Consider the following 25,386-nt stretch of genomic DNA (forward strand, 5'->3'; position numbering starts at 1 on the left):
TTGCAAACTTTTTCATAACCTATGATTTATTCTTTGAAAATTAATGAAAACAAAAAAACTATCTAGTGTAAACTAGACAGTTCCCTCAAATATATCCGTTTGTTACAGAACTAATTATTTTTGCGAAAAGGATTCTAATTCAGACCAGAAAGCATCGAATTCTTCGAAGTTCATTTGTTGGGCTGAGTCGGATAAAGCGACAGCTGGATCTGGATGAACTTCTGCCATCACACCATCTGCACCAACAGCTAAAGCTGCTTTCGCACACGGTAACATAATGTCTTTCCGTCCGGTAGAATGTGTTACATCAACCATTACTGGTAAATGTGTCTCTTGTTTTAAAATCGGTACTGCTGATAAATCAAGCGTATTACGTGTCGCTTTTTCATACGTACGAATACCACGTTCACATAAGATAACATTTGGATTACCTTGTGCAAGTATGTATTCTGCTGCATGAATAAATTCATCAATTGTTGCCGCTAAACCACGTTTTAATAAAACTGGCTTATTCGTTTTACCAACGGCTTTTAACAATTCAAAGTTTTGCATATTACGGGCACCGATTTGAATCACATCGATGTTTTCACAGGCGATTTCAACATCTACTGGTGAAACAATTTCACTGATGACACCTAAGCCGGATTGCTTACGGACAGTGTCTAAAATTTCAAGTCCTTCAACACCTAAGCCTTGGAAATCATAGGGTGATGTACGAGGTTTAAAGGCGCCACCACGCATTAATTGCAACCCTTTACTTTTGATTTTAGTGGCTACTGCTGCCGTCTGTTCTAATGATTCTACCGCACATGGGCCAAAGACAAAGGCAGGTTTGCCATTACCGATCTCAACATCGTTAATTTGGACAATTGTATTTTCTGGTTGGCGCTTACGTGAAACCAATAATTCTTTTTGTTTGCTCTGCTCTTGTTTTTCTAAGCCAACTTTAAAAATTTCTTTGAAGGTATGCTCTAGTTCTTGGTTCGTTAACGGGCCCTCGTTAACTGCTATTAATTTATTTAACATATCTCGTTCACGAATAGGATCGTAGCGATGAACACCTTGTTTACTTTTGACGTTGCCAATTTCAGCAATATACGATTGACGTTTATTGACGGCATCTAAAATTTCTTTGTTTACGATATCAATTTTGGCACGTAGTTCTTCTAATGTTTGGTTGCTCATAATTTAATCCCTCTCATCTCAAATATGTTTTACACTTTTAAGCGTTAAAGCGTGTATGTGTTTTTATAATACCATAATACACAACCTCTGACAACGTTATGTAGTGAATTTCTTCTATTTTATCATAGATCGCAGTTGAATTGTGTAAAAATTCTCACTATTGTTTCTTTCTAAATAAAAAAGGTTAATGACAGTTCGTGTCATTAACCTTAGATTCACCTGTCGTACAGTCCTTATGTAACTCGTTAACTATTTTGTAGCTTCATCCGCAATCTTTTCGACTGCTTTTTTTGCTGTTTTGTTTACTTTTTTTGCTTCTGTAGCGGTTACTTCAGCCACATCGGTTACTTTTGTTGTTGCCTCAGTTGCTTTGTCAGCCAACGCTGTTTTTACTTCATGTGATAAGACTGCGATATCTTCTGTTTTTTCAGCTGCCGTATCGACTGCTGATGACTTGATTTTAACACCGTATTTTTTAGCAGCATCGGTTACTTCAACTGCCTTCGTTTTAACTGTATCTGTTAAACGGGCTGTCTGGTCTTTAATTACACCCGTTTGAACTTTGGCATAATCTGTGAATTCTGCACCTTTTTCTAAAGCTACCTCTTTATAATCGACTGCTTTTTCTTTAATGGTACCAACTTGATCATTAATATCAGAACGTAATTCACGACCGGATTTTGGCGCTAACAAGAGAGCTGCGACGGCACCAACTGCGACACCAATTAAACTACCTAATACAAAATCCTGCGTTGAAAGACCTTTTTTTTCTGTCATTTTGAAATCCTCCTCGTTAGTTTTCGTTTTGTTGTGCTTTTTTATGTTCTTTTCGTTTTTTCAACAATTCTCGTACCATTACAAAGGCATTACTGTATGAAACCGTGTTACTAACTTTTTCTTCCGTCATTTTAACGCTATTGGAAACAGTTGATGACATGTTTCTGACAGATGAGTTTAAATCTTGGACTGACACACCAATATCACCGAGCGCATCAAAAACAGGATCAATTTTAGCCACCTTACCATTAACATCTTCAACCAAAGTGTTTACCTTGTTTAAAATGAGTTCCGTTTCAGTTGTAATCCCTGTTACTTGTGTATCTAACGTTCCCATTGTTTTGGTTACTGCATCCATTGTTTTTGCCATCGCGTTTAAGGTTTTCGCTAAAAAGATGGCGCCAATCAATAATGCTACTGCTGCAACCATTGCAGCCCAATATAAAATCGCAATCATGTGTACACCTTCCTTTTATGCTTATTTTCAAGATGAAACAAATGCTACTATTACTATTAATATGAAGTTTTAACCTCATTCAACAAAATAGCAGTACGTTCATACATTTATTTTAACAATAAAACAAAAAAATTCCTACTTATTTAACCGAAAACCGCTAAACTTGTTCTTTTCAAGCTTAATTTTGCTTGATTGCCATCTAGGATTGAGTAATCGCGCTGATTGCGTTAAAATGAGAGTGCATCATAATCTAAGGGGGAATTATAACATGAGAGACTCACGACTAGACACATTGGCTCATAATTTGATTAATTATTCAATTAATTTACAAGCAGGCGAAAAAGTATTAATTGAAAATTTCGGCATCCAACGCGAGTTTGTAAAAGCGTTAGTAAAAGAAGCGTATGCCGTAGGTGGACAACCATTTGTATCCTTAAAAGATAATCAAATTGAACGCGAGCTCTTGCTCGGTGCGTCATTACCACAATTTAAATTACAGGCCGACTTTGAAACAAAGGTCATGAAAGAAATGGATGCCTACATCGGCTTACGTGCATTCGATAACATCAATGCAAAAGCAGACGTACCAGCAGAGAAAAACACAATTCACAGTCAAACGGTTGGAAGTATGCACAGCAACGTACGTGTAAAAGAAACGAAATGGGTAGTATTACGTTATCCAAACCAAGCGATGGCACAGTTAGCTGGCAGTAGCTTAGAATCGTTTGAGGACTTCTACTTTAACGTCTGTAACTTGGATTACAGCAAGATGGATGAAGCGATGAAACCATTACAACAGTTGATGGATAAAACGGATCGTGTGCGGATCGTCGGCCCTGGTACTGACCTTAGCTTCTCGATTAAAGCTATTCCTTCGATTCGCTGTTCGGGTCAAAACAATATTCCTGACGGTGAGGTTTATACGGCTCCTGTACGCGACTCTGTCAACGGTGTGCTCACTCACAATACGCCATCACCTTATAACGGAACGACCTTTGAAAACGTCTCACTCACATTTAAGGATGGTAAAATTATTGACGCAACTTGTTCAAACGAACCCGCTAAATTAAATGCTATCTTAGATACAGATGAAGGCGCCCGTTACATCGGTGAATTTGCAATTGGCGTTAACCCTTACATTGCTGAGCCAATGCAAGATATTTTATTCGATGAAAAAATCCGCGGCAGTTTCCACTTTACACCAGGTCAATGTTACGATGAAGCATACAACGGTAACCAATCGGGCATTCACTGGGATATGGTAAATATTCAACGTGCTGATTACGGTGGTGGTCAAATCTACTTTGATGATGTCCTTATTCGTAACGATGGTTTATTCGTTCTTCCTGAGTTAGAAGCCTTAAACCCTGAAAATTTACAATAGATTGATATAAACCTCAAAAAAGACAGCGACTATTTGGTCGCTGTCTTTTTTATTCCTTTTTCTGAAGTTTTCCTTGGACGACATAACGGCCTTTTTCGTAATCAAAGCCGGTGTCACACGTTGATAAAGTAATGATATGATCCTCATCAGTTACTTTCACGTTTGTCTCGTAGAGCGAGCGTTTTTTTACGTCTTGTAAATATTGAGCAAAGGCTGCTGGTTTTGTAAAGTCAGTATCGATGTAATAAAAATCGGTGGTCGTTTCATAAACTGTAAACACTTCAACGCGATAGCTTGCCTCAGGAGTATCATAGTCAAAGGTTGGATGCTGTTTAAAAAAAGCCGCATCGGTATATTTTTGTAAATCGGCAAACATCGAACCATCTTTCATATTATGCCCATAAAGAATGGTATGTTTCGGTGTCACCTCTGTGTTGCGATAATCTTTAAAAATGCTCCCAGCTCTCGCCTGTTCACCTTGATAATTGGTTTTTAAGTACGTGTCGTTATCAGCTGCTTGTAAGACGGGATAATTAATCGCAGTACCCGCAATTGTCAGCCATGCGGTTATATCCGGATTAATTTTATGCAACTCAGCAAAGGCACTCGTATTCCCTAGCTCACTCGGTTGATTGGCTTCTTGATAGACTGACTGTACCTCATCCAATACTTTTAAATTATGTTTATTTTCAAGGTAAATACTAATAAATTGATAGCTTGCAAACACTAATACAACAATCAATACACCATTGATTATTTTCCGTTTCATCGCGTCACTCCTCTAACGAATGATTTGTTGGCGCCACATTAAGGCGATTAAAAAGGGACCGCCAATGACCATCATCATAATTCCGGCCGCAATTTCAACATTAGGCACAAGACTACGTCCTAACGTATCTGCGACCAGTAATAAGAAAGCTCCTAATATCATTACAAATGGCAGTAGTTTTCGATGGTCGTTTGTTTTCAATAAAGAGCGGGCAATATGCGGTACAAGTAGTCCGATAAAGGCAATCACACCAACAATGGCAGTCGCGCTCGCCGCTAATAAAACAGCAACCGTTGCAATCAGCAATCGTTTTCGTTTCAATGAGACGCCTAACCCAATCAACACCTCATCTTTTAACGCCAGTAAATTGCATGAACGTGTTAAAAACAGGGCTGCGATTAATCCTAGTCCACCATATAATACGAGGGATTCGACATCTGACCACTTTTTCATACCAAAACTGACGGTGGCTTGCGAAGTCAGTTGCGGATTGAGTCCTTGGACAAAATCGCCTAAGCCTGTGAACACAGCATTGATTGCAACACCAATAATAATTAAAGACAGCGGATTTAATTTCGCACGTGCACTAAAAAGAAAGACGAGGAAACAAGCTAAGGCGCCACCCACAAAACTCACCATTGTTGTCCAATAAAACAGCTGTGGTACCAACACAACGACACAGACTTGCATCAAGTGCGCACCAGCTGAAATACCAATCACGCCCGCGTCTGCTAACGGGTTACGCATAATTGCTTGTAACAATAAGCCACATACCGATAGGGCTGCGCCCGCAACCAATGCCAAAATAATTCGGGGGAGGCGGAGGTCTTTTACAATCGCAACCTTTTCATTGCTTGCCTTAAAAAAATCGGTCACTAATTCAGCGAGCGATACCTTTATACTTCCTGTCATTAACGCCCAAATGAGCACCGCTAGTATCGCGATTGTCAATAGTGTATACATCAAAATCGTTCTATTTTTCATATAAGTAGGCCACCGTTTGATCGAGTGCTTCAGGCATATTAAGGGCACCTGTCATTCCAAATAACGTTTCGTCAAGGTCATACACTCGCTTAGTTTTAACGGCATTAAAGTGTTGCCAAATATCATTCGTTTTGAATTCCTCATCAAACATCTCAATCACTTCTTTTGGCATGCCGTGCGAAGCGCGTAAAATGATATCGGGATTACTCTGTTGTAAAAATTCAGTATTCGACGCTAAATACTCTTGTTTTTGATCTTGAATGACGTTTTCGCCACCAGCTAATTTGACGAGGTCGCCGATGTACGAATGTTCTGTTGCAACTAAATAGCTGCCAGGAATACCCATTAAAATCAAAACCTTAGGTTTCTTTTTATCCGCAACGGCCTTTGCAACGGCAGCTGTTTTATCCGTTAATGTTTTATTTAAGGCTGTTGCTTCTCGCTCACGATCTAGTGTTTGGCCGAGTTTTTTGATTTCAGCTTGCATTGCTGCCACTGTTCTGAAATCAAGGAAATCAACTGTTACACCGGCTTGTTTAAAGCCATCACTCAGATCGCCGGCTAAGGTTTTAGTTCCCAGTACCAAATCGGGTTTCAATGAACGGATAATTTCTAAATCCGGACTCATCGGTGAGCCTGTTTTAGTCACCTCTTGATAACGCGACGGCAACTTTTTGTCAGATGTCGGAATTCCGACGAGCTCATAATTTAGTTTGGCCATGATTTCTGTTGCTGCAACAGTTGTTGACACCACACGTTTACTGTCTGATACCATTTTGGCTGTACTCGTTTCTTCTTTTGCGCACCCACTTACTAACACTAACATTAATAGAACAATACCTAGTTGTTTTATTTTTTTCATAAGTCACCTCTTATTTAATAAAGCCTTAGCAGATATTAATTGCTAAGGCTTTGTTACTTTATTCTTTTATACGTTTTGCTAAACGTATACGTCGCATAAAATAGCCACCAATTAGCAAGATAATCATACCATAGATAATCAGGCTTGTTGTATCTGCTGTTTTGGCATTTTTTTCGGTTGTTGTGGTTGCATTTTGATTTGTAACGCCGTTAAAGGCCGGTTTCAATAAGTGATCACCTGCATTATTATTAGGCACCGTTGTACTTGTGTTTAATGTGCTTGCTTCGTCTGCTACAGCAGGGGCAACAAGACTAGTCATAGTTACAGAGTTTGTAGCTGTTTTTGCAGGCGTCGTCGTAATGACTTTACCTGTCATATCAACAATCGAATCCGCATCTAATGCCACAATTACATCGTACGTATGATCGTAACTAAAGCCGGTAATATCATCAATAAGTACATGTGTACGTGCAGGTGTTTTAGCTGCACCATTAACTACTGGGTATTTAACGATACGAGTGTCAGCTTCTTTATTAATTGAAACCACTTCTGCCGCAACATATTGACCATTTTGATTTGTTTCAAACGTTTTAATCCAGTGACTATTTGTTAATGTCAAATACAAGTATGGTTGGTTGTTCTCAACCTTTATTGTGGCTGGTTTTTCTGTGTAATCATCCATTTTAGACAATTCGTTTGAATTTGCTTGTAATACTTTAAAATCAATCGTGTACTTAAGATTGTTTTGTAGATTAAATGGATCAACGTAGGTAGTTGGTGTTGTTTCCTCATCCTCGTTATCCGATGGTAAAGGTGATGTTGGTCCTGATGGTGATGGTAATACTGGCTCAATCGGTTTTGTTGGATCAATTGGTTCCGTTGGGGCTGTTAACGTAACATCTGTTAACGTGTTACTCTCTAGCTGAATGGTAACATCATAAAACCCATCATACCCATCTTCACCAAACACTGCTGGTAAATCATCAATTACAACATGTGTTTGTGCTTTTGTTTTAGCGGTTGCATTTGCAATTGGATACTTAACGACACGGGTGTCGTTCGCTAAATTACTCGACACAACTTTTGCCTCGACAAATTTACCCGCTTGCTCAGTTGCAAACGATGTAATCCAATGGCTATTTTTGAGTGTTAAATAGGCATAGGCTTGTCCCTCTTCAACTTTGATTGTTGCTGGTTTTTCAGTGTATTCATCCATCATTGAGAGTTCATCACTGGTTGCTTTCATCACTTTGAAATTAATGGTGTATTGATGATTGTTAACTAATTGTAAAGGATCTGTTGGTTCTGTTGGTTCTGTTGGTTCTGTTGGTTCTGTTGGTTCTGTTGGTTCTGTTGGTTCTGTTGGTTCTGTTGGTATGCCCGGGTCAACAATCGTTCCAGCTTGAGGAAACAGACTATCAGCTACTTTAATTGCTTTTGTTGTATCAAATAATAAGCGGAAATCGGCAGCCCCAACATATAGACTACGCGTTTTCATCTCGATTTGATAACCAACATGAGCAAGTAATTCTGCAGTTTCATCTGTTAGCGGGAACTTAACTGTGCGCGTATTTGCTGCATCATCCGTAGCAAGAACGGTCACGTCTGTTAGCGCATCACCGACTGTTGTTTGAAAAGCAGTAACTGTCTTCGAGTCATTAATCGTCATGGCCACATATTTTTTTCCATCTTTAATTTGAAGGTAGACAGGATTATTAAAGTATTTTTGCATCGTACTCGCTTTATCTTCGGTTGCGTGTTTTGCTTCAAATGGTAACGTATAGGTACCATCAGCTAAAGCAACTTTTGGAGCTACCGGGAATTCACTATCGGCAACCTTCGTCGCTGTTTCTGTCTCAAATAACAAATAGAAGTCGGCCTTCCCGTTATAGATATTACCATTCCCCATATCTGCGGCATACGTAACATGTGCTAGTAACTCGGCTGTTTCATCCGTGATTTCAAATCGGACGGTGCGAGTGTTTTTCTCTGTATCCTCTGATAAGACGGTCACGTCCGTTAACGCATCACCGACTGTTGTTTGAAAGGATGTGACGGTTTTTGAGTCATTGATTGTCATTGCGACATATTTTTTACCCTCTTTAATTTGAAGGTAGACAGGGTTATTGAAATATTTTTGCATGCTACTCGCTTTATCTTCGGTTGCATGTTTTGCTTCAAAGTTTAGACGATACGTACCGTCCTCCAAGGCTGGCTTCGCGGCTTGTGGATAACTGCTATCAGCAACTTTCACTGCATAGTTCGTATCAAAGAGTAATTTAAAATCAGCTGTTCCATTATAAATACTACCATTGCCCATATCTGCAGCATAGTTAACGTGTGCTAATAATGTGGCTGTTTCATCTGTGATTTCAAATTGAACGGTACGGGTGTTATTATCTGTGTCCTCTGATAGGACTGTTACGTCTGTTAACCCATCACCGACTGTTGTTTGAAAGGCAGTGACGGTTTTTGAGTCGTTAATTGTCATTGCGACGTATTTTTTGCCGTCTTTAATTTGAAGATAGACAGGATTATTAAAGTATTTTTGCATGCTACTCGCTTGCTCTTTAGTGGCATGGCGTGCATCGAACGGTAACGTATAGGTGCCGTCAGCTAGGGCCGTTTTTGTGACTGTTGGATAATCCGTCGCGTCTGCTGATTTGGCGGCGGTAGTATCAAATAACAAACGGAAATCAGCCTTACCATTGTATATATTTCCGTTACCGATAACTGCGGCATACGTAACGTGTGCAAGTAATTCGGCCGTTTCATCTGTGATTTCAAATTGAACGGTACGGGTGTTGTTCTCAGTGTCCTCTGATAAAACGGTCACATCTGTTAGTGACCCATCAACTGTTGTTTGGAATGATGTGACTGTCTTCGAATCATTTATCGTCATGACGACAAATTTACGACCATTTTTTATTTGAATCAAAGCGGGGTTATTGAAATACTTTTGCATCGTACTCGCTTGATCTTTTGTTGCATGTTTCGCTTCGAACGGTAGGTTATAGGTTCCTTCATCTAACGTTGGAGGCGTTGGTGTTATAACTGTTGGCGCTTCTTCACTTGTTGCGGGTGTTGTACTGCTTGAAGGTGTGCTCGTTTGCGTGTCACTTTCTGAACTCTGTGATAAAACCGGATTTTCAACATTGATGTTTTGTTCGGTTGATGTACTACTTTGTGGCTCACTTGAAACAGTTGTTGGCGCTTCAATCGAGCTGTTTGCATCCGGTGATGTCGGTGCTTCTGTCACTATTTGAAGTGTCGACACATCCATTTTCATATCTGCTTGATACCAGCTGTCGTACTTAATCTCTGCAACATTGATATGCATGTACGAATAAATAATCGCATTGACATCATCAAATTTAATCTTTACGACTTTCGTGTTGTTGGCTTCGTCTGTTGAGACATCAGTAACATTTTGATAAATATCTGTATAATTAGACTCTGGTGATGGGACTTGTGGTGCGGTTGAGGCTAAATTCGTTGCGAGTGTTTGCCAATACGTTTGGTTGTTTAACGTTATGTATAAGTATGGTTGGTTGTTCTCAACCTTAATAGTAGCCTGTTGTTTTATGTATCGATTTGCTGCTGACGTTTCTTTGGTTGTTGCACCGGTTCCTGGTTTTAATAAGGAAACGTCGACCCTGTATTCAGCACCATCTTGTAAGTCCGTCGACGTCGCTGCAGTCGCTGTATAGGCTGGCAAAAAGCTAATGACAACAGTTGCGATAATTACCAATATCCCTAATTTTTTAATTAACGTTTTCATTGTCTCCCCCTATTTAACTGTTCTTTTTTTGCGGCTAATAATTAAACCTACCGCAGCTACTAGTGCTAGGCCACCATATAAGGCTAAACTATTCGTATCGCCTGATTTTGGATTCGCGACTTTCGCAGCACTTGTTTGTCCTGTAGCGCTCGTATTTGTGTCTGTTTTTGAAACGGCTGCGTCACTACTATCGTCTGTTTTAGTCGTTTTGCTCGTCGCAGCAGTGGCTTCATCAGTTGTTGATAAATCTAAACTTAAATTGATTTTATAATTATGGTGATAGTTTAAGCTCTCGTTATCAATATCAACTTTAATCGTTGCTGGTAACGATTGTTTTGCTTCGCCGATATTAAATCGAACTTTGCGGGTATCCGCACTTTTGCTCGAGCTCAAGACTTGCCCTTGACTGCCAGCGACTGTTAAGCCTGTAATCCAGGTACTATGATTCACTTGCAAATCCAACGTTGCTTTACCATCAGTCACAGTTAAGGCTGCTGGTTTATCAAAGTAGTCATTTGCCATTGAAGCTGAACTTGCCTCACTGTCTAAGACAGTATAATTAACCTTGTAATTCCCGTCCGCTATCGCTGCTTTGCTTGGTGTTGCCAAAAAAATGTTGCACACAGCCATTGTAATAATCGCTGCGATTAAGATACTTATTTTCTTCATCTTTATATCCCCCTTATAAGTAACAGTAAGCCTTCGAGTTACTGATAGTTTCAATTACACTTCTCAATTGTAATTGATAACGATTATCATTGTCAATCGCTTTTTTTATCCCTTTTATTAACAGATAAAAAGCCTCACTCAATTTGAGTGAGGGCTTTTTATCTGTGCTTATTGTTGCGCAGTTAACGTTAATTCGTAAGCTTTTTGGAATTTTTGAATGTCACCCGCACCCATGAAGAGTAATACGCCCGTTTTGTATGCTTTTAAAACTTCTGTATGTTGCTCTTGGATGATGTGGCTACCTTCAATTAAATCTCCGAGGTCTTGAATCGTTAAATCACCAGTTTGCTCACGGGCTGATCCAAAAATATCACATAAATAGGTCGCATCTGCTTTGCTCAATGATTCAGCAAAATTTTGCAAGAAAGCATTTGTTCGGCTAAATGTATGAGGTTGGAAAATCGCAATCACCTGACGATCAGGATACTTTTGACGAGCCGCGTTAATCGTTGCTTCAATTTCAGCAGGATGATGAGCATAATCATCAAATAAAATTTGATCACCGATCACTTTTTCACTGAAGCGACGTTTCACGCCTGCATACGTCCGCATCCGCGCTTGTACCGCTTCAATTGGCAAGCCTTGTAATTGTGTAAAAGCAATGACAGCTAAGGCATTACGAACATTGTGCTCACCAAAAGTTGGTACATTGAACGAGCCGTATAACTTGCCATCAATCATCACATCAAAGGTACAGCCTGCTGTATGACGGTTAATATTTGTAGCGCGGTAGTTGTTTTCTTCCCCTAAACCGAAATAAACAACCGGTGTTGTTAATTTTAATGAACGTACTTTTTCATCATCACCGTTAGCAATAACAATTTCTTTCGTTTGATAAACAAGCGATTGAAAGGCATCAACAACATCATCTTCGGTCTTGAAATAATCAGGATGATCCCAATCAATGTTATTAATAATCGTAAAATGAGGTTTATAGGCTAAGAAATGTCGTTGGTATTCACAGGCTTCTAAGGCAAAGTAATTAGCTGCTTTAACACCACGGCCAGTTCCATCACCAATTAAATATGAGACTGACGTAATCCCTTCTAACACATGCGATAATAAACCGGTTGTTGATGTCTTACCATGTGAGCCTGTCACTGCAATACTTGCATAGCCTTCAATTAACTTCCCTAAAAAGTCATTGTATTGATAAAGTGTCGCACCTAATTGTTTGGCTGCCACGACTTCTTCATGTGTGTCGGGAAAGGCTGCACCTTGAATCACAACCATGTCGGCTGTAATGTTTTCTTTAGCGAACGGTAACAACTTAATGTTGGCACGTTCAAGTGCACGTTGGGTGAAAAATTCTTTGTCAATATCTGAGCCTTGAACGGTCTTGCCTTCATCGTGTAGAATTTGTGCTAATGCACTCATCCCTGTTCCTTTTATACCGATAAAATGATATGTACTCATTTAAAAATCCTCCATCATAGTGATTTAGTTGCGCTTCCGTTATTTTTTCTTACTTAACAGTTCACCAAAAAATTGCAAACGGTTATTAAGTTCGGTCTGTGCTTGTCCACCTTTACGTTGTTTTGAACGAATTTGGCGTGTCATTTCAACTGCTGCGACACGAGCAATCTGTTGAATTTCCTCGTTTGAAAACTGTTCACCTTTAGGCTTAATTGATTGCGGTAATTTAACGCGGCCATCTTTTGTAATTGTTAATACATCCGGTGCTGTTGACGTCTCCGTCAAAGCTGGTTGCTCTTCAATTGGTAAAACAGCTTCACTAACAATCGCTTCAACCTCAGCTGTTTTTTCAACAGGTGGTTCGACTGGTACTGGTTGCTGTTGTGCCTCTACTTGCTCAACAGGTGGCACCATTTTTTCACCCGTTTCTTCCGCTGTTATCGCCTGAGACATTGGTTTACTCTCATTAGTTAATGGCTTCGACGGATAAAATTGTTGCATGTTACGTTTTTGAAAACCGAACACAGGCGACGGAATCTCACGTGCTTTAAAATGTGATTCACGTGATGATGGCTGCCACTTTGACTCAGTTTCAGCAGTTTGACTAACTGTTTCGTTTGTTGGTTTAGCTACTGGTGGTTTTACGCGCTCTCCCTCGGACTGATCCGACGGTGTCGAGGCCGATAAACGGTTATTTTTATGCGCGGAGTCCATCGTTACAATCCGGACTCTACCTTCATTGTAATCACGTGTTGTCTTGTTGCGGGTCGATGAGCGTTGCTCCACAGCTTTATCAGCGCTTGGTCTCTGCTCAGTTTGTCCTTTTTCTTCATCGTTACTCATCATTTTTTTAAACCAGCCTGCCATGTCTCTCACGCCCATTTCTATTGGTCTATTAGCTACTCATTTAAGTGTAGCAAACTAGCTGCTGTTATGCTATTACAAACCATGCAGCCAATCAGTTATCGTTCGTTAAAAATTAACGACGTATTCTTCACCTGCTGTTAGTTCACCATCAAGCACTAAGATTCCTTTTTCTTGTGGCGCATCAGGAATCGCTAATTCACGTGCAGCACACAACATACCGTTACTTGTTTCGCCACGTAAAGCAGACGGTTCAATAATTAAACCGCTTGGCATCACAGCTCCCACTTTAGCAACGACCACAAATTGGCCTTGTTCCACATTGGGTGCGCCACAAACGATTTGTTCAACATGTGTGCCCAAATCAACTTGGCAGACACTTAAATGATCAGAGTTACTATGGACTGTCTTTTCTTGCACGTAACCAACCACGAATTTAGGTGTTGTATCGACCGCTTCAAGTGGTGCAAAGCCTACAGTTGCTAATTGTTGATTGACAAATGCTACCGTTTCAGTAGAAACCGTCATTTTTGTAGTAGTGTTTAAGTCTGTTTCTTTCACGTTAAATATATTATAGCCAATGACTTCATCCGTCTCAGCATTTTTAATTTCAGTGACATTACCGTTTGATTTAATGTTAACCTGCTCGGCTTTCTTACCATTCAATTGAACGATTAAGACATCGCCAATCCCTTTTTCATTATAAAACATATTTAGTATCATTTTGATAACCCCTTTTGTTTGTTTTTTGCCAGAATAAACACGGGTGTTAAGTGTCCGGCGGTATATTCAAAGGCAAGCGTTGTAATTGGTACAGGTCCAGACGCATAAAAATCAAGCGTTAAGTGACCAATAACATCGTAACCAGCATCATTCACTACGTCTACTAATAATAACACATCCTGATGCGGTACTGCCACAACGATCTGACCTTTTGCTTCTTTTTCCATCTTTTTCATAAAGTCATGATTTAATAAGCGGCTGGCATCGTAGCCATCGTTCGTACGGACGAAGTAAAAGGTATTGTCTGCTACGGTATCAATTTTCAACGGAATTGTCTTTTTGTTGAGGTTGCGCTCTGCCAGTTGTTTAATTTGGGCTTCAGATAGGATAGCTGTATCTTTCATTGTCAACAGACGATACGTATTACCTAAATCGAGCACATAGTAAATACGGGTTTCAGCTGTATGATCCGTTGTGATGAACTGTTCACCTGTTTTTGTTTCACGTGGAAAAGAACTTGAACGAATAACAGGAAACAACTCAGCTTGATGTTGATGTACTTGCTTCGTTGTTTGGGCTGCCTTAAAACTGTTGGTAACATAATACACTTGCTTGGCAATAGCCGTTTCACCTTTTTGTTCCACTTGTTTAACTAATTCACCTAATTGAATTGTGACTGCGTTGGTGCTGCGAGTGTCACTAATTTTCAATGTACCTGTATCACGCTTAAAGTCAAAACGATACGGTTCAGCTGCCAAGGCAGTCTCTAATTTGCTTTTAACAGTTACAATTGTTTCTTTCATTTGCTTTGCCCCTTCAGCCGTGATGCATTAATAAAGGCAGTAATTTCAGCCTCGGTTTTACGCTCTTTGCTCACAAACCGATCACGTTCAATCCCGTTTTCAAATGTCACAAAACTTGGTATCCCAAAAATGGCTAATTCTTGACATAAATCAAGCAGTTGATCGCGATCGATATGAATAAAGTTAAAATCAGGATGAGCGGCCTCAATGGCTGGCAAGTGTGGCTCGATATAACGACAATCTCCACACCAATCGGCACTAAACAGCGCGACCGTTTTTTGTGTTGCAATACTCGTATCAAATTCATTTCTTGTTTCAATTTTTTTCATGTTCTTCATTCCTCTCGATTAAGATATCGTTCAATAAACTGATCGCGCTCACTTAAAAAAGTCGGATTATGACGGTGTGGATGAATCCGATTCGTCAAAACGACAGCCGCTTCAGCCTTAGTTGGATTCACTAAAATAAAGGTTCCTGTAAAACCAGTATGGTACATAATCGGCACGGCGCTCTTCGTCAACAGCAGATCCCAACCAAGCGCGCGTTGGTTTGATTCGTCTTGCGATTGGATAGTCATTAACAGCTGGCGACTTTTGTCTGTTAAGAGAAATGGACTCGCAAATCCGAACAAATGTGACACGAGTATTTCGATATCCTCAAGTGTCGCAAACAAGCCGGCATGAGCCGCCATACCATCCAGACAGAAGGCTTTATGATCATGTACAATGCCTTTTATTAATCCTCTGGTCGGATGTAATTCGGTTGGGACACAACTTGCTTGTTGCATCCGATTGGGACAATAGCCACTTTCCTTTAAACCAAGTGGCTGTGCGATTTTCCGTTCATATAAATGCGCCATTGTTGCTGCGCTAATTGTCGTAATCAATTCACCTAACAGTAGAAAGTTTACATCAGAGTATTCAATCTGGCCAACGGCGGTTATTTGAGGTACAGCGTACATGTAGTCAAGCACTGCAGTTGCTTTCATCATCGGATACTGTGGGATGTTTTTTGCTAAGCCTGAGGCATGTGTCAGTAAATGCTTGACGGTCACCTCAGCGTATTTAAAACGCGGCAAGTACTGTTGTACTTTGTCATTTAAGTCGATTTTCCCATCTTCCATTAACATTAACAGCAATGGCGTCGTCACAAGTACCTTCGTTAACGAGGCCAAATCATAATAGGCCGGTGTCGTAAAAGCTGCTCTTGTCGGTTCAATTTGAGCCTGTCCGATTTGCTGATTAAACCATTCCCCACTTGCATAGGTGCCATAAGTTGCCCCGGGAATGATACCTCTCTCTAACATCTGTGTGAGCATTTCGTGCATTTCAACAAACCTCCCTGCGCCTTACGCTTCTCTAACGTTACTATATCATATTTAGCCGCTTTTTTTCGCAATCTAAGCTGATTTTCCACCACAAAAAGAGTGATGTGCAATAGCACATCACTCCCAGATTGTAGACAAAGTCTAAACAGTCTTCATTTTCTTTGAAATGCTATTACAGTGACTTTAGCTACGAGATGACTTGACTGAAAAGAAATGTTGTTCTATCCTCTCGTATTTAAATCCTACACATGGGTGATTTCAAAAATAACGCATCGACGGGAAATAGTCGAGACGTTATTTTCTCCAATCACTGCCGTTTAGAACGGCTTTAAATTCTTTTGTTCTAGGAAACACGAGCCTTAGAAATGAGTGTACAGGTGGTACTCGACTCCAATAAAACGAGGCATTGACGACCTAGAACAGCGTTTTTATTCAATATTCATTTAGTAACTTTAACTACTCATCTCTACTTGGTTCTGGCTCATTCGTATCATTGAGACTCTCTGTTTGACGATTGTCATTACTGCTCTCAACAACCTCTTTAGGTTGTAAGCTCCGGTAAAATGACGCCATCGTTGTCTGGAAATACGGAATCACATAAAGACAAACAATCATCCCAATGAACATGCCCAACAGGATAAGACCGACACCAATGATTGCCTCGATACCATCACCATTACGCATGAAATCTATAATTGCTAAATACGTCCCATAAGCTAATAAAATGAGCGGAACAATCATCCATCCGATAAATGACAAATAAGTTAAGAATAATTTCATGCGTTTATTTTTCATTAAAACAACACTTGTTTTAACTGCTTGATATGCTGAAATCGTTGGATTATCTTTAATAAGGTAAAAAGTTTGCTCATAACCAAGTGTTTTTATAATAGGTAACAGCATTAATAATACTGGAACAATTAAATACCAAAAACTAAGCATGTTAGCTGCCGCTGCAATACTTATAACAATCGCTAAAATAATCGTTGGTAAAGACCACATAATTAGCAACAGCGCGATTAAAATGTTGGCCCAAATTGCTTTCAAGTACATACCTTTTTTAAAGGCATCGAATAAATTAACGACCTTCAAACTTTCCCCATCAAACAGACGAAGGTAGAACCAGACAAAGCCGGTTGAAATCGATAAGGTTACAAAGACTGCAATCAAAACACTAAGGATAGACAGGACGATTGCTGTGCTGTCATAATTATTTTCCGTTGGAGCAACTAAGTTTAACGCCCCTGTAATGAGGTACATAATAATTAAAATACCAATAGCTATACCCCAATGACCTTTTAATGCCGCTTTTGCTTCACGTTTAATTGTACGAATTGTTTTCAAGCTTACACCTCATTTATTATTGTTATCTCAAATTATAACATGTATTAGGGTATTAACCTATCTGTTTGAGATAACATAAGACTAAATAACTACGCCTTGGCATGTTCTTTAATGATTTCAATAATAACGGCGGCGGCTTTTTGCATTGATTCTTGCGCGACGTATTCATATTTCCCATGCATGTTTTCACCACCGGCAAAAATATTTGGTGTAGGTAAGCCTTTATATGATAGTTGGGCACCATCCGTTCCGCCACGAATCGGCACAATGTTTGGTTCGATGCCGACATTGGCGAAGGCCTTCTGTGCCAATTCGACAATTTCAATCACGGGTTCGATTTTTTCGCGCATGTTATAATATTGATCGGCAATCGTTAAGGTTAACGCTGTTTCACCGTATTTCGACTGTAATTTAGCAACGGCTGCTTGCATTGTCGTTTTACGTGTCGCAAAACTATTTTTATCAAAGTCTCGAATGATGTAATACGCTTTAGCTTGTTCGACACCACCGTTTATACTCGCGAGATGGAAGAAACCTTCTTTGCCCGCCGTTTTTTCTGGTACTTCCTCAGTGGGCAGTAACGCATGGAATTCGGCAAAAATGGCACTGGCATTAACGAGTTTATCTTTGGCTGTCCCTGGATGAACGCTTTCACCTTGGATGACTAGCTTTGCACTGGCTGCGTTAAACGATTCATACTCTAACTCGCCAACTGGTCCGCCATCCATCGTATAAGCAAACTTAGCATTAAAGCGGTCAACATCAAACTTAGCAGGACCACGACCGATTTCTTCATCCGGTGTAAAGGCAATACGCACGTCGCCATGCCTTACCTCGGGGTTGGCAATAAAATATTCGACTGCAGTCATAATTTCAGCAATCCCTGCCTTGTCATCTGCGCCCAACAATGTGGTTCCATCGGTTGTAATGAGCGTTTGACCTTTATAGGCCGCTAATTCAGAAAAGTCCGCTGTTTTCATTACAATGTTTCGTTCTTTATTTAAGACGATGTCTTGTCCATCATAATTAACATGCACTTGCGGTTGGACATTTTTACCAGTCACATCCAAAGCGGTATCGACATGCGCTAAGAAGCCGATTGTTTCAACATCGATATTGCCTTTTAAGGTGCCCATTAAGTAACCATTTTCATCCAAACTAACATCGCTCAAGCCAATGTCGGTCATCTCTTTTTGTAACAGATGTAATAAATCCCATTGTCCGGGAGTTGAAGGCGTTGTCGTACTGTCCTCATCCGCCTGTGTATCGATTTTCGCATAATTAATAAAACGTTCAGTGATTTTTTCCATCATTAACACTCCCTTTATTATAATTGATCATATTGGTTTAGTTCGTAGCGTTCGATTACTTCGTTGAGTTTACGAGCGTAATCAGGGTCGGTTGCATACCCAGCTGTTTGCAACGCCTTTGTCCCTTCTTGATAAGTCTGAGCCGCTAGCACGGGATGATATAAAGTCGCGTTCCAACTTGTACCCGTTTGAAAGAGCGCTACCTGATCGTTCATCGATTGCTCCCACGTGTCATATTTACGAAAGGCCGCGGTTATCGTCACCCATTCATCATTTTGAAATTCTTGCGTCGGATAACTCAACGATTGATTATGGTATTTCCCTTTGATACCAAAGAGATTTTTTGCTTCGACGGCCAACTCACTTTGACCCCAGTCTGATTCTAAAATGGCCTGGCTTAAACTAACGCTCGGCAATAAACCACTTAGTTGGTAGTTTTTTTGTGCGATTGGTTTTAACGTCGCAATAAAGTCTGCTTTTTGGTTTGCCTCATTAGTCGGTGTCGCTATCGTTTGCTGTTGTGGCAGCAGTCTAACGCCCTGCCATAGCACTAATACAACGCTAATACTCAACAGTCCTAGCAACAATCGTTTGAGATTAGCTTTGCTACGCTTCCGTTGTTTCTTCATTGATAAATCACCCTTTTGTACCAGTTTCTATTTCGTTCTATTTTAGTTGACAGATGTCATCAATAGCAACTCAAAAGGGTTTAATTTCATTAAAAGGCCTCACCCTCCCGCTAAGTCGTACATTTAGTATATACCAACAAAAACATTTGTAATAGTGTGTATTTTCAGTTTTTTTAAAATAAAAACAGTTGCAGCCTGAGCCACAACTGTTTTTGCTTATTTTTTCGGTTCTTCATCAATTTTAAGAATCGCCATGAACGCTTCTTGCGGCACTTCGACCGATCCCACTGATTTCATCCGTTTTTTACCCGCCTTTTGTTTCTCGAGCAATTTACGCTTACGTGAGATATCCCCACCATAACACTTAGCCAAGACATTTTTACGCAACGCTTTAATCGTTGAACGCGCCACGACTTTATTTCCAATTGCTGCCTGAATTGGCACTTCGAATTGTTGACGTGGAATTAATTTTTGCAAACGATCAACGATAACTTTACCACGATCATAGGCAAAATCACGGTGAACGATAAAACTTAAGGCATCGACTGGTTCAGCATTTAATAAAATGTCCATCTTCACTAATTTCGATTGACGGTAACCAATGATTTCGTAATCGAGTGACGCATAGCCACGGGTGTTCGATTTCAATTGGTCAAAGAAGTCATAGACGATTTCAGATAATGGAATTTCATACTTCACGTTGACGCGAATGTCATCCATATAATCCATTGTAATGAAGTTTCCACGTTTACGTTGCGTTAATTCCATTACAGATCCAACGTATTCATTCGGCACCATAATTGAGGCTTGAACGTATGGTTCTTCAATAAAGGCTACCGTTGAAGGATCAGGCATTTCAGATGGGTTTGAAATAATTACTTCAGTATCATCTGTTAAGGTTGCATGATAAATAACACTTGGAGCGGTCGTAATCAAATCAATGTTGAATTCACGTTCAATCCGTTCCTGAATGATTTCCATGTGCAATAAGCCTAAGAAACCACAACGGAAACCAAAACCGAGCGCTTGAGATGTTTCGGCTTCGTATTGTAAGGCTGAATCATTTAACTCAAGTTTTTCTAGCGCATCGCGTAAATCAACATAGTCAGATGAATCAATTGGATAAAGACCACAATACACCATCGGATTCATTTTACGATACCCTTGTAACGCTTCGGCGGCACGGTTATCTGCATGTGTAATTGTATCACCCACTTGCGTATCAGCCACTTGTTTAATCGCAGCTGTTAAGTAACCAACGTCACCAGCCATTAACACTTCTTGTGGTGATACTTTCGGATTAAAGACGCCGACTTCAGTTACCTCAAATGACTTACCCGTTTGCATCATAAAGATTTTATCGCCAGCTCTAACCGTTCCACTCATCACCCGAATACTCGTAATTACACCACGATACGCATCGTAAACAGAGTCAAAAATAAGGGCTTGTAAGGGCGCTTCAAGATCACCGGTTGGTGCAGGCACAAGTTCAACAACCTGTTCTAAGATTTCTTCAATCCCGATTCCTGCTTTTGCTGATGCCAAGACAGCATCGCTTGCATCTAGACCAATGACATCTTCAATTTCAGCACGAACACGTTCAGGCTCAGCCGCTGGTAGATCGATTTTATTAATCACAGGGATAATTTCTAAGTCGTTATCTAATGCTAAATAAACGTTTGCTAACGTTTGTGCTTCGATTCCTTGAGCGGCATCGACCACAAGCACAGCCCCTTCACAGGCAGCTAAACTACGGGATACTTCATAGGTGAAATCGACATGTCCCGGTGTATCGATTAAATGGAAGGTATACGTTTCACCATTTTTGGCATCGTAGCTCAATTGCACGGCATTCAATTTAATCGTAATTCCACGTTCACGTTCTAAATCCATCGAATCAAGCAGTTGATGTTTCATTTCACGATGGGTTAAGGCGTTCGTTTTTTCTAGAATCCGGTCAGCCAATGTTGACTTCCCATGATCAATATGGGCAATGATTGAAAAATTTCGGATATTTTTTTGACGTGCTTTCATTTCGTTTAAATCCAATTTGTCCACTCCTATCACTCTTTACAAACACTAATTTATTGGTTAACGCGAACGATTGTCCGCTCAATTTAGTCATTCGTCTGTTCGTTTCGCCTTTAAAAAGGCAACTCTTATTCATTATATAGTAGCCTGAAATAATTGGCAACTTACGGTTGGATTGTGGGGAATTCTGACTGTAAAAAGAAATTTAAATTTGAGGTTTGCATTCCCACACGTTTTCATATATAATTAAGTCTGTCTTATGGTTGGAATTAGAGCTATCTAATTAGATGAGCCATAGTATGATTATTTCAACGGAGGTGACATAAATGCCTAACATTAAATCCGCAATTAAACGCGTAAAACAAACAGAAACTCGTAACGAATTAAAATCTTCACAACGTGCTGCTGTTCGTTCTGCAGTTCGTAAATTCGATGCTGCTGTTGTAGCTAACGCTGATAACACAAGTGAATTATATAGCCAAGCTGTTTCAAAACTTGATGGTGCTGTTTCAAAAGGTTTGATTCACAAAAACAAAGCAGACCGTAGTAAATCACGTCTTGCTAAAAAATTAGCTAAATAATCTCTTAAAGAGCCTTTCATTAGGCTCTTTTTTTGTGCTCATTTTTAAAGAAGCCCCGAATTTTTGTCATGAGGTTGCTTTATTTTGATATTTTTTATATACTGAGTTTATTAATTTCTAAAAAGTCGCATTATTCTGAACTTAATAACAATAGAAATTAGAAGGAGGTCTTTTATGTCATCATTAAACGTTGGTGTTCTTGGATTCGGTACAGTCGGAAGTGGTGTTGTCCGCATCTTAAATGAACATCAAGATAAAATCAGTCAAATTACAGGGTATGATATTGCCATTACGAAAGTGCTTGTGCGTGATTTAAGCAAAGCACGACGTTACGAAAATACAGGTATCACTTTAACGACCAATGCGAACGATGTCATCGGTGACCCTTCAATTGCTATTATTGTCGAAGTAATGGGTACGATAGAAACGGCCTATGACTATGTCGTAAAAGCCTTACAGGCGGGTAAACATGTCGTGACTGCCAACAAAGATTTAATCGCCTTACACGGTGATCATTTAATTACAATTGCGCGTGAAAATAACTGTGACCTCTTTTACGAAGCGAGTGTTGCGGGCGGGATTCCGATATTAAGAACAATTGTCAACGGCTTAGCATCAGACCATCTCAAAAAAGTAATGGGTATCGTCAACGGTACAACTAATTTCATGCTCACTAAAATGACCAGTGAAGGCCTTACATATAACGATGCGCTGCAACAAGCTCAAGCTTTAGGTTTTGCCGAAAGCGATCCGACCAACGATGTTGACGGGATTGATGCCGCTCGCAAAATGGTAATTTTAACGCGCCTCAGCTTCGGGATGAATGTTTCGTTAGACGATGTGTCTGCAACTGGGATTCGCAACTTAACGGTTGACGAGATTAAGCTGGCCGACCAACTTGGCTATACCATTAAATTGCTCGGTATTTCAGAAGAGACGAATGGTGCAGTAGATGTCTGCGTGACACCGACGCTCTTACCAAAGACACATCCATTGGCAGGTGTTCATAACGAAAACAATGCGGTGTTTGTTATTGGTGAAGCTGCTGGCGAAACAATGTACTATGGACCTGGCGCAGGTGAATTACCGACCGCTTCCAGTGTCGTGAGCGATATTATTAGTATCGCCAAAAACATCAAGCTTGGTACAACGGGCAATGTCTTTAACTCGTATGTGCACGAGACGAACAAATTAGCTGATGCCAACTGCTATGCCAAATACTTCGTCCGTCTCAAAATGACTGATGAAACAGGTACGTTCTTAAAGATGACCCAACGATTCACAGAACAGAACATCGGTTTCAGTCGCATTTTACAGCTGCCTGAAAACGATGATCAAGCGACCGTCGTTGTGATTACGCATACAACTAGTCGTGCCAATTTACATGAAGCGCTTGCTGCCTTAAAAAATGACAATGGGATTGTGGTTCATTCACATTACCGAGTGGAGGATTAATTTATGTATAAAGGATTATTAGCTAAATATGCTGCTTATTTACCCGTAACAGAAAACACACCTGCTCTTTCGCTACACGAAGGCAACACCCCCTTAGTGCCCCTGCCTCATCTATCGGCCGAGCTCGGCATTACTTTATATGCCAAAACAGAAGGCGTGAATCCAACCGGTTCCTTTAAAGACCGCGGCATGGTGATGGCTGTTGCCAAGGCCAAAGAAGATGGCGCCAAAGCCGTTATTTGCGCCTCAACAGGTAATACTTCAGCCGCAGCCGCAGCCTATGCAACACGGGCGGGCTTAAAAGCTTACATTGTGATTCCTGAAGGCAAGGTTGCGCTCGGTAAATTAGCACAGGCGGTAATGTATGGGGCCGATATCATTTCAATTGACGGCAACTTCGACGACGCCCTCAAAATGGTACGTGATATTGCCGAAAAAGAAGCCGTTACGCTCGTTAACTCGGTGAATCCTTATCGGATTGAAGGGCAAAAAACAGCCGCCTTCGAAGTGGTTGAACAACTTGGAAAAGCACCTGATGTGCTTGCTATCCCAGTCGGCAACGCGGGTAATATTACGGCCTATTGGAAAGGTTTTAAAGAATTTGATGCTGCCCAACAAAGCGGGCTGCCACGGATGCACGGTTTCGAGGCTGAAGGCGCCGCTGCCATTGTTCAAGGCGCACCCATTGCTGCTCCCGAAACATTTGCGACAGCGATTCGAATTGGCAATCCTGCCAGTTGGGCGTTTGCCGAAGCAGCGCGTAATGAATCTGGTGGTTACATCGATGCAGTCTCAGATGATGAGATTTTAGCAGCTTACAAGGCGGTGGCTCGACGCGACGGTGTCTTCATCGAACCGGGTTCAGCTGCCTCATTAGCGGGTGTCATTAAGCATGTGAAGGCCGGCAAAATCAAACCCGGTGAAACAGTCGTCGCTGTCTTTACTGGTAATGGTTTGAAAGACCCTGACTCGGCCATTAATAAGGTGCCTGCTAAGGTCCATAACCTCAACACGTACGATGAAATCGCAGCCTACTTAGCTGCTGCGACTAAAAATGATTAAGATAAAGGTGCCTGCTACGACAGCCAATCTCGGCCCTGGCTTTGATTCCTGTGGTCTGGCACTGTCTCTTTATTTAACTTTGAGTGCAACACCTGCAGTGAGGTGGTCTGTTGACCATCAATTAGGCGCGTCAATTCCAACCGATGAATCTAATCTCATCATTCAGACAGCGCTTCGGTTTGCGCCAACGATGCCGCCTCACCATTTAGTGATGACCTGCGACATTCCGTCAACGCGTGGCTTAGGCAGTAGTGCGGCTGCGATTGTGGCCGGGATTGAACTGGCTGACAGTTGGGGGCAACTCCATTGGAGTCGTGCCGAAAAAATGCGGTTAGCAACACTGATTGAAGGACATCCTGATAATGTTGCTCCGGCTGTCTTTGGTGGATTGGTTGTGGCTGTGCAACTCGGTGACCAGACGCATTATACACAGCACGCTTTTCCTGACTGTGATCTGATTGCCTTTATTCCCTCGACAGAATTAGCAACAAGCTTAAGTCGTGGTGTCTTACCGACAACCTTGTCCTATCAAACAGCAGTTAAGGCAAGCGCCATTAGCAATGTGATGGTCGCGAGTTTATTAAGCGGTAACCTCGCACAGGTTGGCCAAATGATGGCTGCCGATTTATTGCATGAACATTATCGCCAGGCACTCGTGCCTGACTTAACGAACATCCGCACGCTCGTCAGTCCGTTAGGTGCTTATGGCTGCTGTTTATCAGGTGCTGGACCGACTGTCCTCGTTCTCAGCCCTCCATCACAGTCACACGTGATTATGACTACCTTGCAACAGTATGATGCTAACGCGACCCTTACACGCTTACAGGTCGATGTTCATGGCGTACAAAGCGATTCATCAAGCTCTAACTAAAAGAGCGACCGCACCTCTCGACTGATATCGAGTAGTGCGGTC

The 25,386-nt window shown here is 40.8% G+C and carries 23 protein-coding genes; 5 read left to right on the plus strand and 18 right to left on the minus strand.

The window, feature by feature from the left end; genetic code table 11:
• Nucleotides 1–114 precede the first annotated feature (114 nt).
• From ACJYYY_RS08110 to ACJYYY_RS08120, 3 genes are all read right to left on the minus strand, one after another.
• Nucleotides 115–1,185, minus strand: coding sequence for a bifunctional 3-deoxy-7-phosphoheptulonate synthase/chorismate mutase (locus tag ACJYYY_RS08110; protein ID WP_035315615.1), 1,071 nt, complete (start codon nucleotides 1,183–1,185; stop codon nucleotides 115–117).
• Between the two features lie 249 nt (nucleotides 1,186–1,434).
• Nucleotides 1,435–1,962, minus strand: a complete 528-nt coding sequence (locus tag ACJYYY_RS08115; protein ID WP_408868809.1) for a YtxH domain-containing protein — start codon at nucleotides 1,960–1,962, stop codon at nucleotides 1,435–1,437.
• 16 nt (nucleotides 1,963–1,978) lie between these two features.
• A complete protein-coding gene (locus tag ACJYYY_RS08120; protein WP_408868810.1) occupies nucleotides 1,979–2,419 on the minus strand; it encodes a DUF948 domain-containing protein in 441 nt (146 codons plus the stop codon).
• 268 nt (nucleotides 2,420–2,687) lie between these two features.
• Here ACJYYY_RS08120 and ACJYYY_RS08125 point away from each other — a divergent pair, with 268 nt between their 5' ends.
• Nucleotides 2,688–3,803, plus strand: a complete 1,116-nt coding sequence (locus tag ACJYYY_RS08125; protein WP_035315614.1) for an aminopeptidase — start codon at nucleotides 2,688–2,690, stop codon at nucleotides 3,801–3,803.
• Between the two features lie 49 nt (nucleotides 3,804–3,852).
• Here ACJYYY_RS08125 and srtB read toward each other — a convergent pair whose 3' ends face one another.
• The 15 genes from srtB to lepA all read right to left on the minus strand — a co-directional run bounded on the left by srtB (nucleotide 3,853) and on the right by lepA (nucleotide 21,378).
• Nucleotides 3,853–4,572 carry a class B sortase gene (gene srtB, locus ACJYYY_RS08130; protein WP_408868811.1) on the minus strand — a complete coding sequence of 240 codons (720 nt, stop codon included), beginning with the start codon at nucleotides 4,570–4,572 and terminating at the stop codon, nucleotides 3,853–3,855.
• A gap of 12 nt (nucleotides 4,573–4,584) precedes the next feature.
• Complete coding sequence (locus tag ACJYYY_RS08135) at nucleotides 4,585–5,556, minus strand: iron ABC transporter permease (RefSeq protein ID WP_035315613.1); 972 nt, start codon at nucleotides 5,554–5,556, stop codon at nucleotides 4,585–4,587.
• On the minus strand, nucleotides 5,546–6,418 hold the full coding sequence (isdE, locus tag ACJYYY_RS08140; RefSeq protein WP_035315612.1) for a heme ABC transporter substrate-binding protein IsdE: 873 nt from the start codon (nucleotides 6,416–6,418) through the stop codon (nucleotides 5,546–5,548). Before isdE ends, ACJYYY_RS08135 begins: the two co-directional genes overlap by 11 nt.
• A 58-nt stretch (nucleotides 6,419–6,476) precedes the next feature.
• A complete protein-coding gene (locus ACJYYY_RS08145) occupies nucleotides 6,477–10,199 on the minus strand; it encodes an NEAT domain-containing protein (RefSeq protein ID WP_408868812.1) in 3,723 nt (1,240 codons plus the stop codon).
• Between the two features lie 9 nt (nucleotides 10,200–10,208).
• A complete protein-coding gene (gene isdC, locus ACJYYY_RS08150) occupies nucleotides 10,209–10,868 on the minus strand; it encodes a heme uptake protein IsdC (protein ID WP_035315611.1) in 660 nt (219 codons plus the stop codon).
• A 168-nt stretch (nucleotides 10,869–11,036) separates the two neighbouring features.
• Nucleotides 11,037–12,344: a UDP-N-acetylmuramate--L-alanine ligase gene (gene murC / locus ACJYYY_RS08155; RefSeq protein WP_035315610.1), complete on the minus strand. Its 1,308-nt coding sequence runs from the start codon at nucleotides 12,342–12,344 to the stop codon at nucleotides 11,037–11,039.
• A 39-nt stretch (nucleotides 12,345–12,383) separates the two neighbouring features.
• On the minus strand, nucleotides 12,384–13,211 hold the full coding sequence (locus ACJYYY_RS08160; protein WP_035315609.1) for a hypothetical protein: 828 nt from the start codon (nucleotides 13,209–13,211) through the stop codon (nucleotides 12,384–12,386).
• Nucleotides 13,212–13,316: 105 nt separating this feature from the next.
• Complete coding sequence (gene ytpR / locus ACJYYY_RS08165; RefSeq protein WP_035315608.1) at nucleotides 13,317–13,931, minus strand: YtpR family tRNA-binding protein; 615 nt, start codon at nucleotides 13,929–13,931, stop codon at nucleotides 13,317–13,319.
• The gene (locus tag ACJYYY_RS08170) at nucleotides 13,928–14,734 is read right to left on the minus strand and encodes a DUF1444 domain-containing protein (protein WP_035315607.1); all 807 of its coding nucleotides are present in this window, start codon (nucleotides 14,732–14,734) and stop codon (nucleotides 13,928–13,930) included. The genes ytpR and ACJYYY_RS08170 overlap by 4 nt, the downstream gene beginning before the upstream one ends.
• Entirely contained in the window at nucleotides 14,731–15,063 is a 333-nt protein-coding gene (locus tag ACJYYY_RS08175; protein ID WP_156921229.1) for a thioredoxin family protein, read from the minus strand. Before ACJYYY_RS08175 ends, ACJYYY_RS08170 begins: the two co-directional genes overlap by 4 nt.
• Before the next feature lie 5 nt (nucleotides 15,064–15,068).
• Nucleotides 15,069–16,061 carry a serine hydrolase gene (locus tag ACJYYY_RS08180; RefSeq protein WP_035315605.1) on the minus strand — a complete coding sequence of 331 codons (993 nt, stop codon included), beginning with the start codon at nucleotides 16,059–16,061 and terminating at the stop codon, nucleotides 15,069–15,071.
• A 456-nt stretch (nucleotides 16,062–16,517) separates the two neighbouring features.
• Entirely contained in the window at nucleotides 16,518–17,405 is an 888-nt protein-coding gene (locus tag ACJYYY_RS08185; RefSeq protein WP_035315604.1) for a DUF975 family protein, read from the minus strand.
• Nucleotides 17,406–17,494: 89 nt separating this feature from the next.
• Nucleotides 17,495–18,718, minus strand: a complete 1,224-nt coding sequence (pepT, locus tag ACJYYY_RS08190) for a peptidase T (protein WP_035315603.1) — start codon at nucleotides 18,716–18,718, stop codon at nucleotides 17,495–17,497.
• A 14-nt stretch (nucleotides 18,719–18,732) separates the two neighbouring features.
• A complete protein-coding gene (locus ACJYYY_RS08195) occupies nucleotides 18,733–19,344 on the minus strand; it encodes a glycoside hydrolase family 73 protein (protein ID WP_408868813.1) in 612 nt (203 codons plus the stop codon).
• Nucleotides 19,345–19,560: 216 nt separating this feature from the next.
• A complete protein-coding gene (lepA, locus tag ACJYYY_RS08200) occupies nucleotides 19,561–21,378 on the minus strand; it encodes a translation elongation factor 4 (RefSeq protein ID WP_408605193.1) in 1,818 nt (605 codons plus the stop codon).
• Between the two features lie 323 nt (nucleotides 21,379–21,701).
• Here lepA and rpsT point away from each other — a divergent pair, with 323 nt between their 5' ends.
• The 4 genes from rpsT (at nucleotide 21,702) to thrB (ending at nucleotide 25,344) form a co-directional block, all read left to right on the plus strand.
• On the plus strand, nucleotides 21,702–21,956 hold the full coding sequence (gene rpsT / locus ACJYYY_RS08205; protein WP_029091252.1) for a 30S ribosomal protein S20: 255 nt from the start codon (nucleotides 21,702–21,704) through the stop codon (nucleotides 21,954–21,956).
• A gap of 174 nt (nucleotides 21,957–22,130) precedes the next feature.
• Nucleotides 22,131–23,411 (plus strand): homoserine dehydrogenase, encoded by a 1,281-nt coding sequence (locus tag ACJYYY_RS08210; RefSeq protein ID WP_035315600.1) that lies wholly within the window; start codon nucleotides 22,131–22,133, stop codon nucleotides 23,409–23,411.
• A gap of 3 nt (nucleotides 23,412–23,414) precedes the next feature.
• Nucleotides 23,415–24,473: a threonine synthase gene (gene thrC / locus ACJYYY_RS08215; RefSeq protein ID WP_035315599.1), complete on the plus strand. Its 1,059-nt coding sequence runs from the start codon at nucleotides 23,415–23,417 to the stop codon at nucleotides 24,471–24,473.
• The gene (gene thrB, locus ACJYYY_RS08220) at nucleotides 24,469–25,344 is read left to right on the plus strand and encodes a homoserine kinase (RefSeq protein WP_035315628.1); all 876 of its coding nucleotides are present in this window, start codon (nucleotides 24,469–24,471) and stop codon (nucleotides 25,342–25,344) included. The genes thrC and thrB overlap by 5 nt, the downstream gene beginning before the upstream one ends.
• Nucleotides 25,345–25,386: the final 42 nt, after the last annotated feature.

Origin of the sequence: Brochothrix campestris (assembly GCF_046058945.1) — a bacterium.
GTDB lineage: Bacteria > Bacillota > Bacilli > Lactobacillales > Listeriaceae > Brochothrix > Brochothrix campestris.

Excerpts from the sequence above, each read along its gene's own strand:
- ACJYYY_RS08110 (WP_035315615.1), bottom strand. The coding sequence starts at position 1,185 with ATGAGCAACCAAACATTAGAAGAACTACGTGCCAAAATTGATATCGTA.
- ACJYYY_RS08115 (WP_408868809.1), bottom strand. The coding sequence starts at position 1,962 with ATGACAGAAAAAAAAGGTCTTTCAACGCAGGATTTTGTATTAGGTAGT.
- ACJYYY_RS08120 (WP_408868810.1), bottom strand. The coding sequence starts at position 2,419 with ATGATTGCGATTTTATATTGGGCTGCAATGGTTGCAGCAGTAGCATTA.
- ACJYYY_RS08125 (WP_035315614.1), top strand. The coding sequence starts at position 2,688 with ATGAGAGACTCACGACTAGACACATTGGCTCATAATTTGATTAATTAT.
- srtB (WP_408868811.1), bottom strand. The coding sequence starts at position 4,572 with ATGAAACGGAAAATAATCAATGGTGTATTGATTGTTGTATTAGTGTTT.
- ACJYYY_RS08135 (WP_035315613.1), bottom strand. The coding sequence starts at position 5,556 with ATGAAAAATAGAACGATTTTGATGTATACACTATTGACAATCGCGATA.
- isdE (WP_035315612.1), bottom strand. The coding sequence starts at position 6,418 with ATGAAAAAAATAAAACAACTAGGTATTGTTCTATTAATGTTAGTGTTA.
- ACJYYY_RS08145 (WP_408868812.1), bottom strand. The coding sequence starts at position 10,199 with ATGAAAACGTTAATTAAAAAATTAGGGATATTGGTAATTATCGCAACT.
- isdC (WP_035315611.1), bottom strand. The coding sequence starts at position 10,868 with ATGAAGAAAATAAGTATCTTAATCGCAGCGATTATTACAATGGCTGTG.
- murC (WP_035315610.1), bottom strand. The coding sequence starts at position 12,344 with ATGAGTACATATCATTTTATCGGTATAAAAGGAACAGGGATGAGTGCA.
- ACJYYY_RS08160 (WP_035315609.1), bottom strand. The coding sequence starts at position 13,211 with ATGGCAGGCTGGTTTAAAAAAATGATGAGTAACGATGAAGAAAAAGGA.
- ytpR (WP_035315608.1), bottom strand. The coding sequence starts at position 13,931 with ATGATACTAAATATGTTTTATAATGAAAAAGGGATTGGCGATGTCTTA.
- ACJYYY_RS08170 (WP_035315607.1), bottom strand. The coding sequence starts at position 14,734 with ATGAAAGAAACAATTGTAACTGTTAAAAGCAAATTAGAGACTGCCTTG.
- ACJYYY_RS08175 (WP_156921229.1), bottom strand. The coding sequence starts at position 15,063 with ATGAAAAAAATTGAAACAAGAAATGAATTTGATACGAGTATTGCAACA.
- ACJYYY_RS08180 (WP_035315605.1), bottom strand. The coding sequence starts at position 16,061 with ATGCACGAAATGCTCACACAGATGTTAGAGAGAGGTATCATTCCCGGG.
- pepT (WP_035315603.1), bottom strand. The coding sequence starts at position 18,718 with ATGATGGAAAAAATCACTGAACGTTTTATTAATTATGCGAAAATCGAT.
- ACJYYY_RS08195 (WP_408868813.1), bottom strand. The coding sequence starts at position 19,344 with ATGAAGAAACAACGGAAGCGTAGCAAAGCTAATCTCAAACGATTGTTG.
- lepA (WP_408605193.1), bottom strand. The coding sequence starts at position 21,378 with ATGAAAGCACGTCAAAAAAATATCCGAAATTTTTCAATCATTGCCCAT.
- rpsT (WP_029091252.1), top strand. The coding sequence starts at position 21,702 with ATGCCTAACATTAAATCCGCAATTAAACGCGTAAAACAAACAGAAACT.
- ACJYYY_RS08210 (WP_035315600.1), top strand. The coding sequence starts at position 22,131 with ATGTCATCATTAAACGTTGGTGTTCTTGGATTCGGTACAGTCGGAAGT.
- thrC (WP_035315599.1), top strand. The coding sequence starts at position 23,415 with ATGTATAAAGGATTATTAGCTAAATATGCTGCTTATTTACCCGTAACA.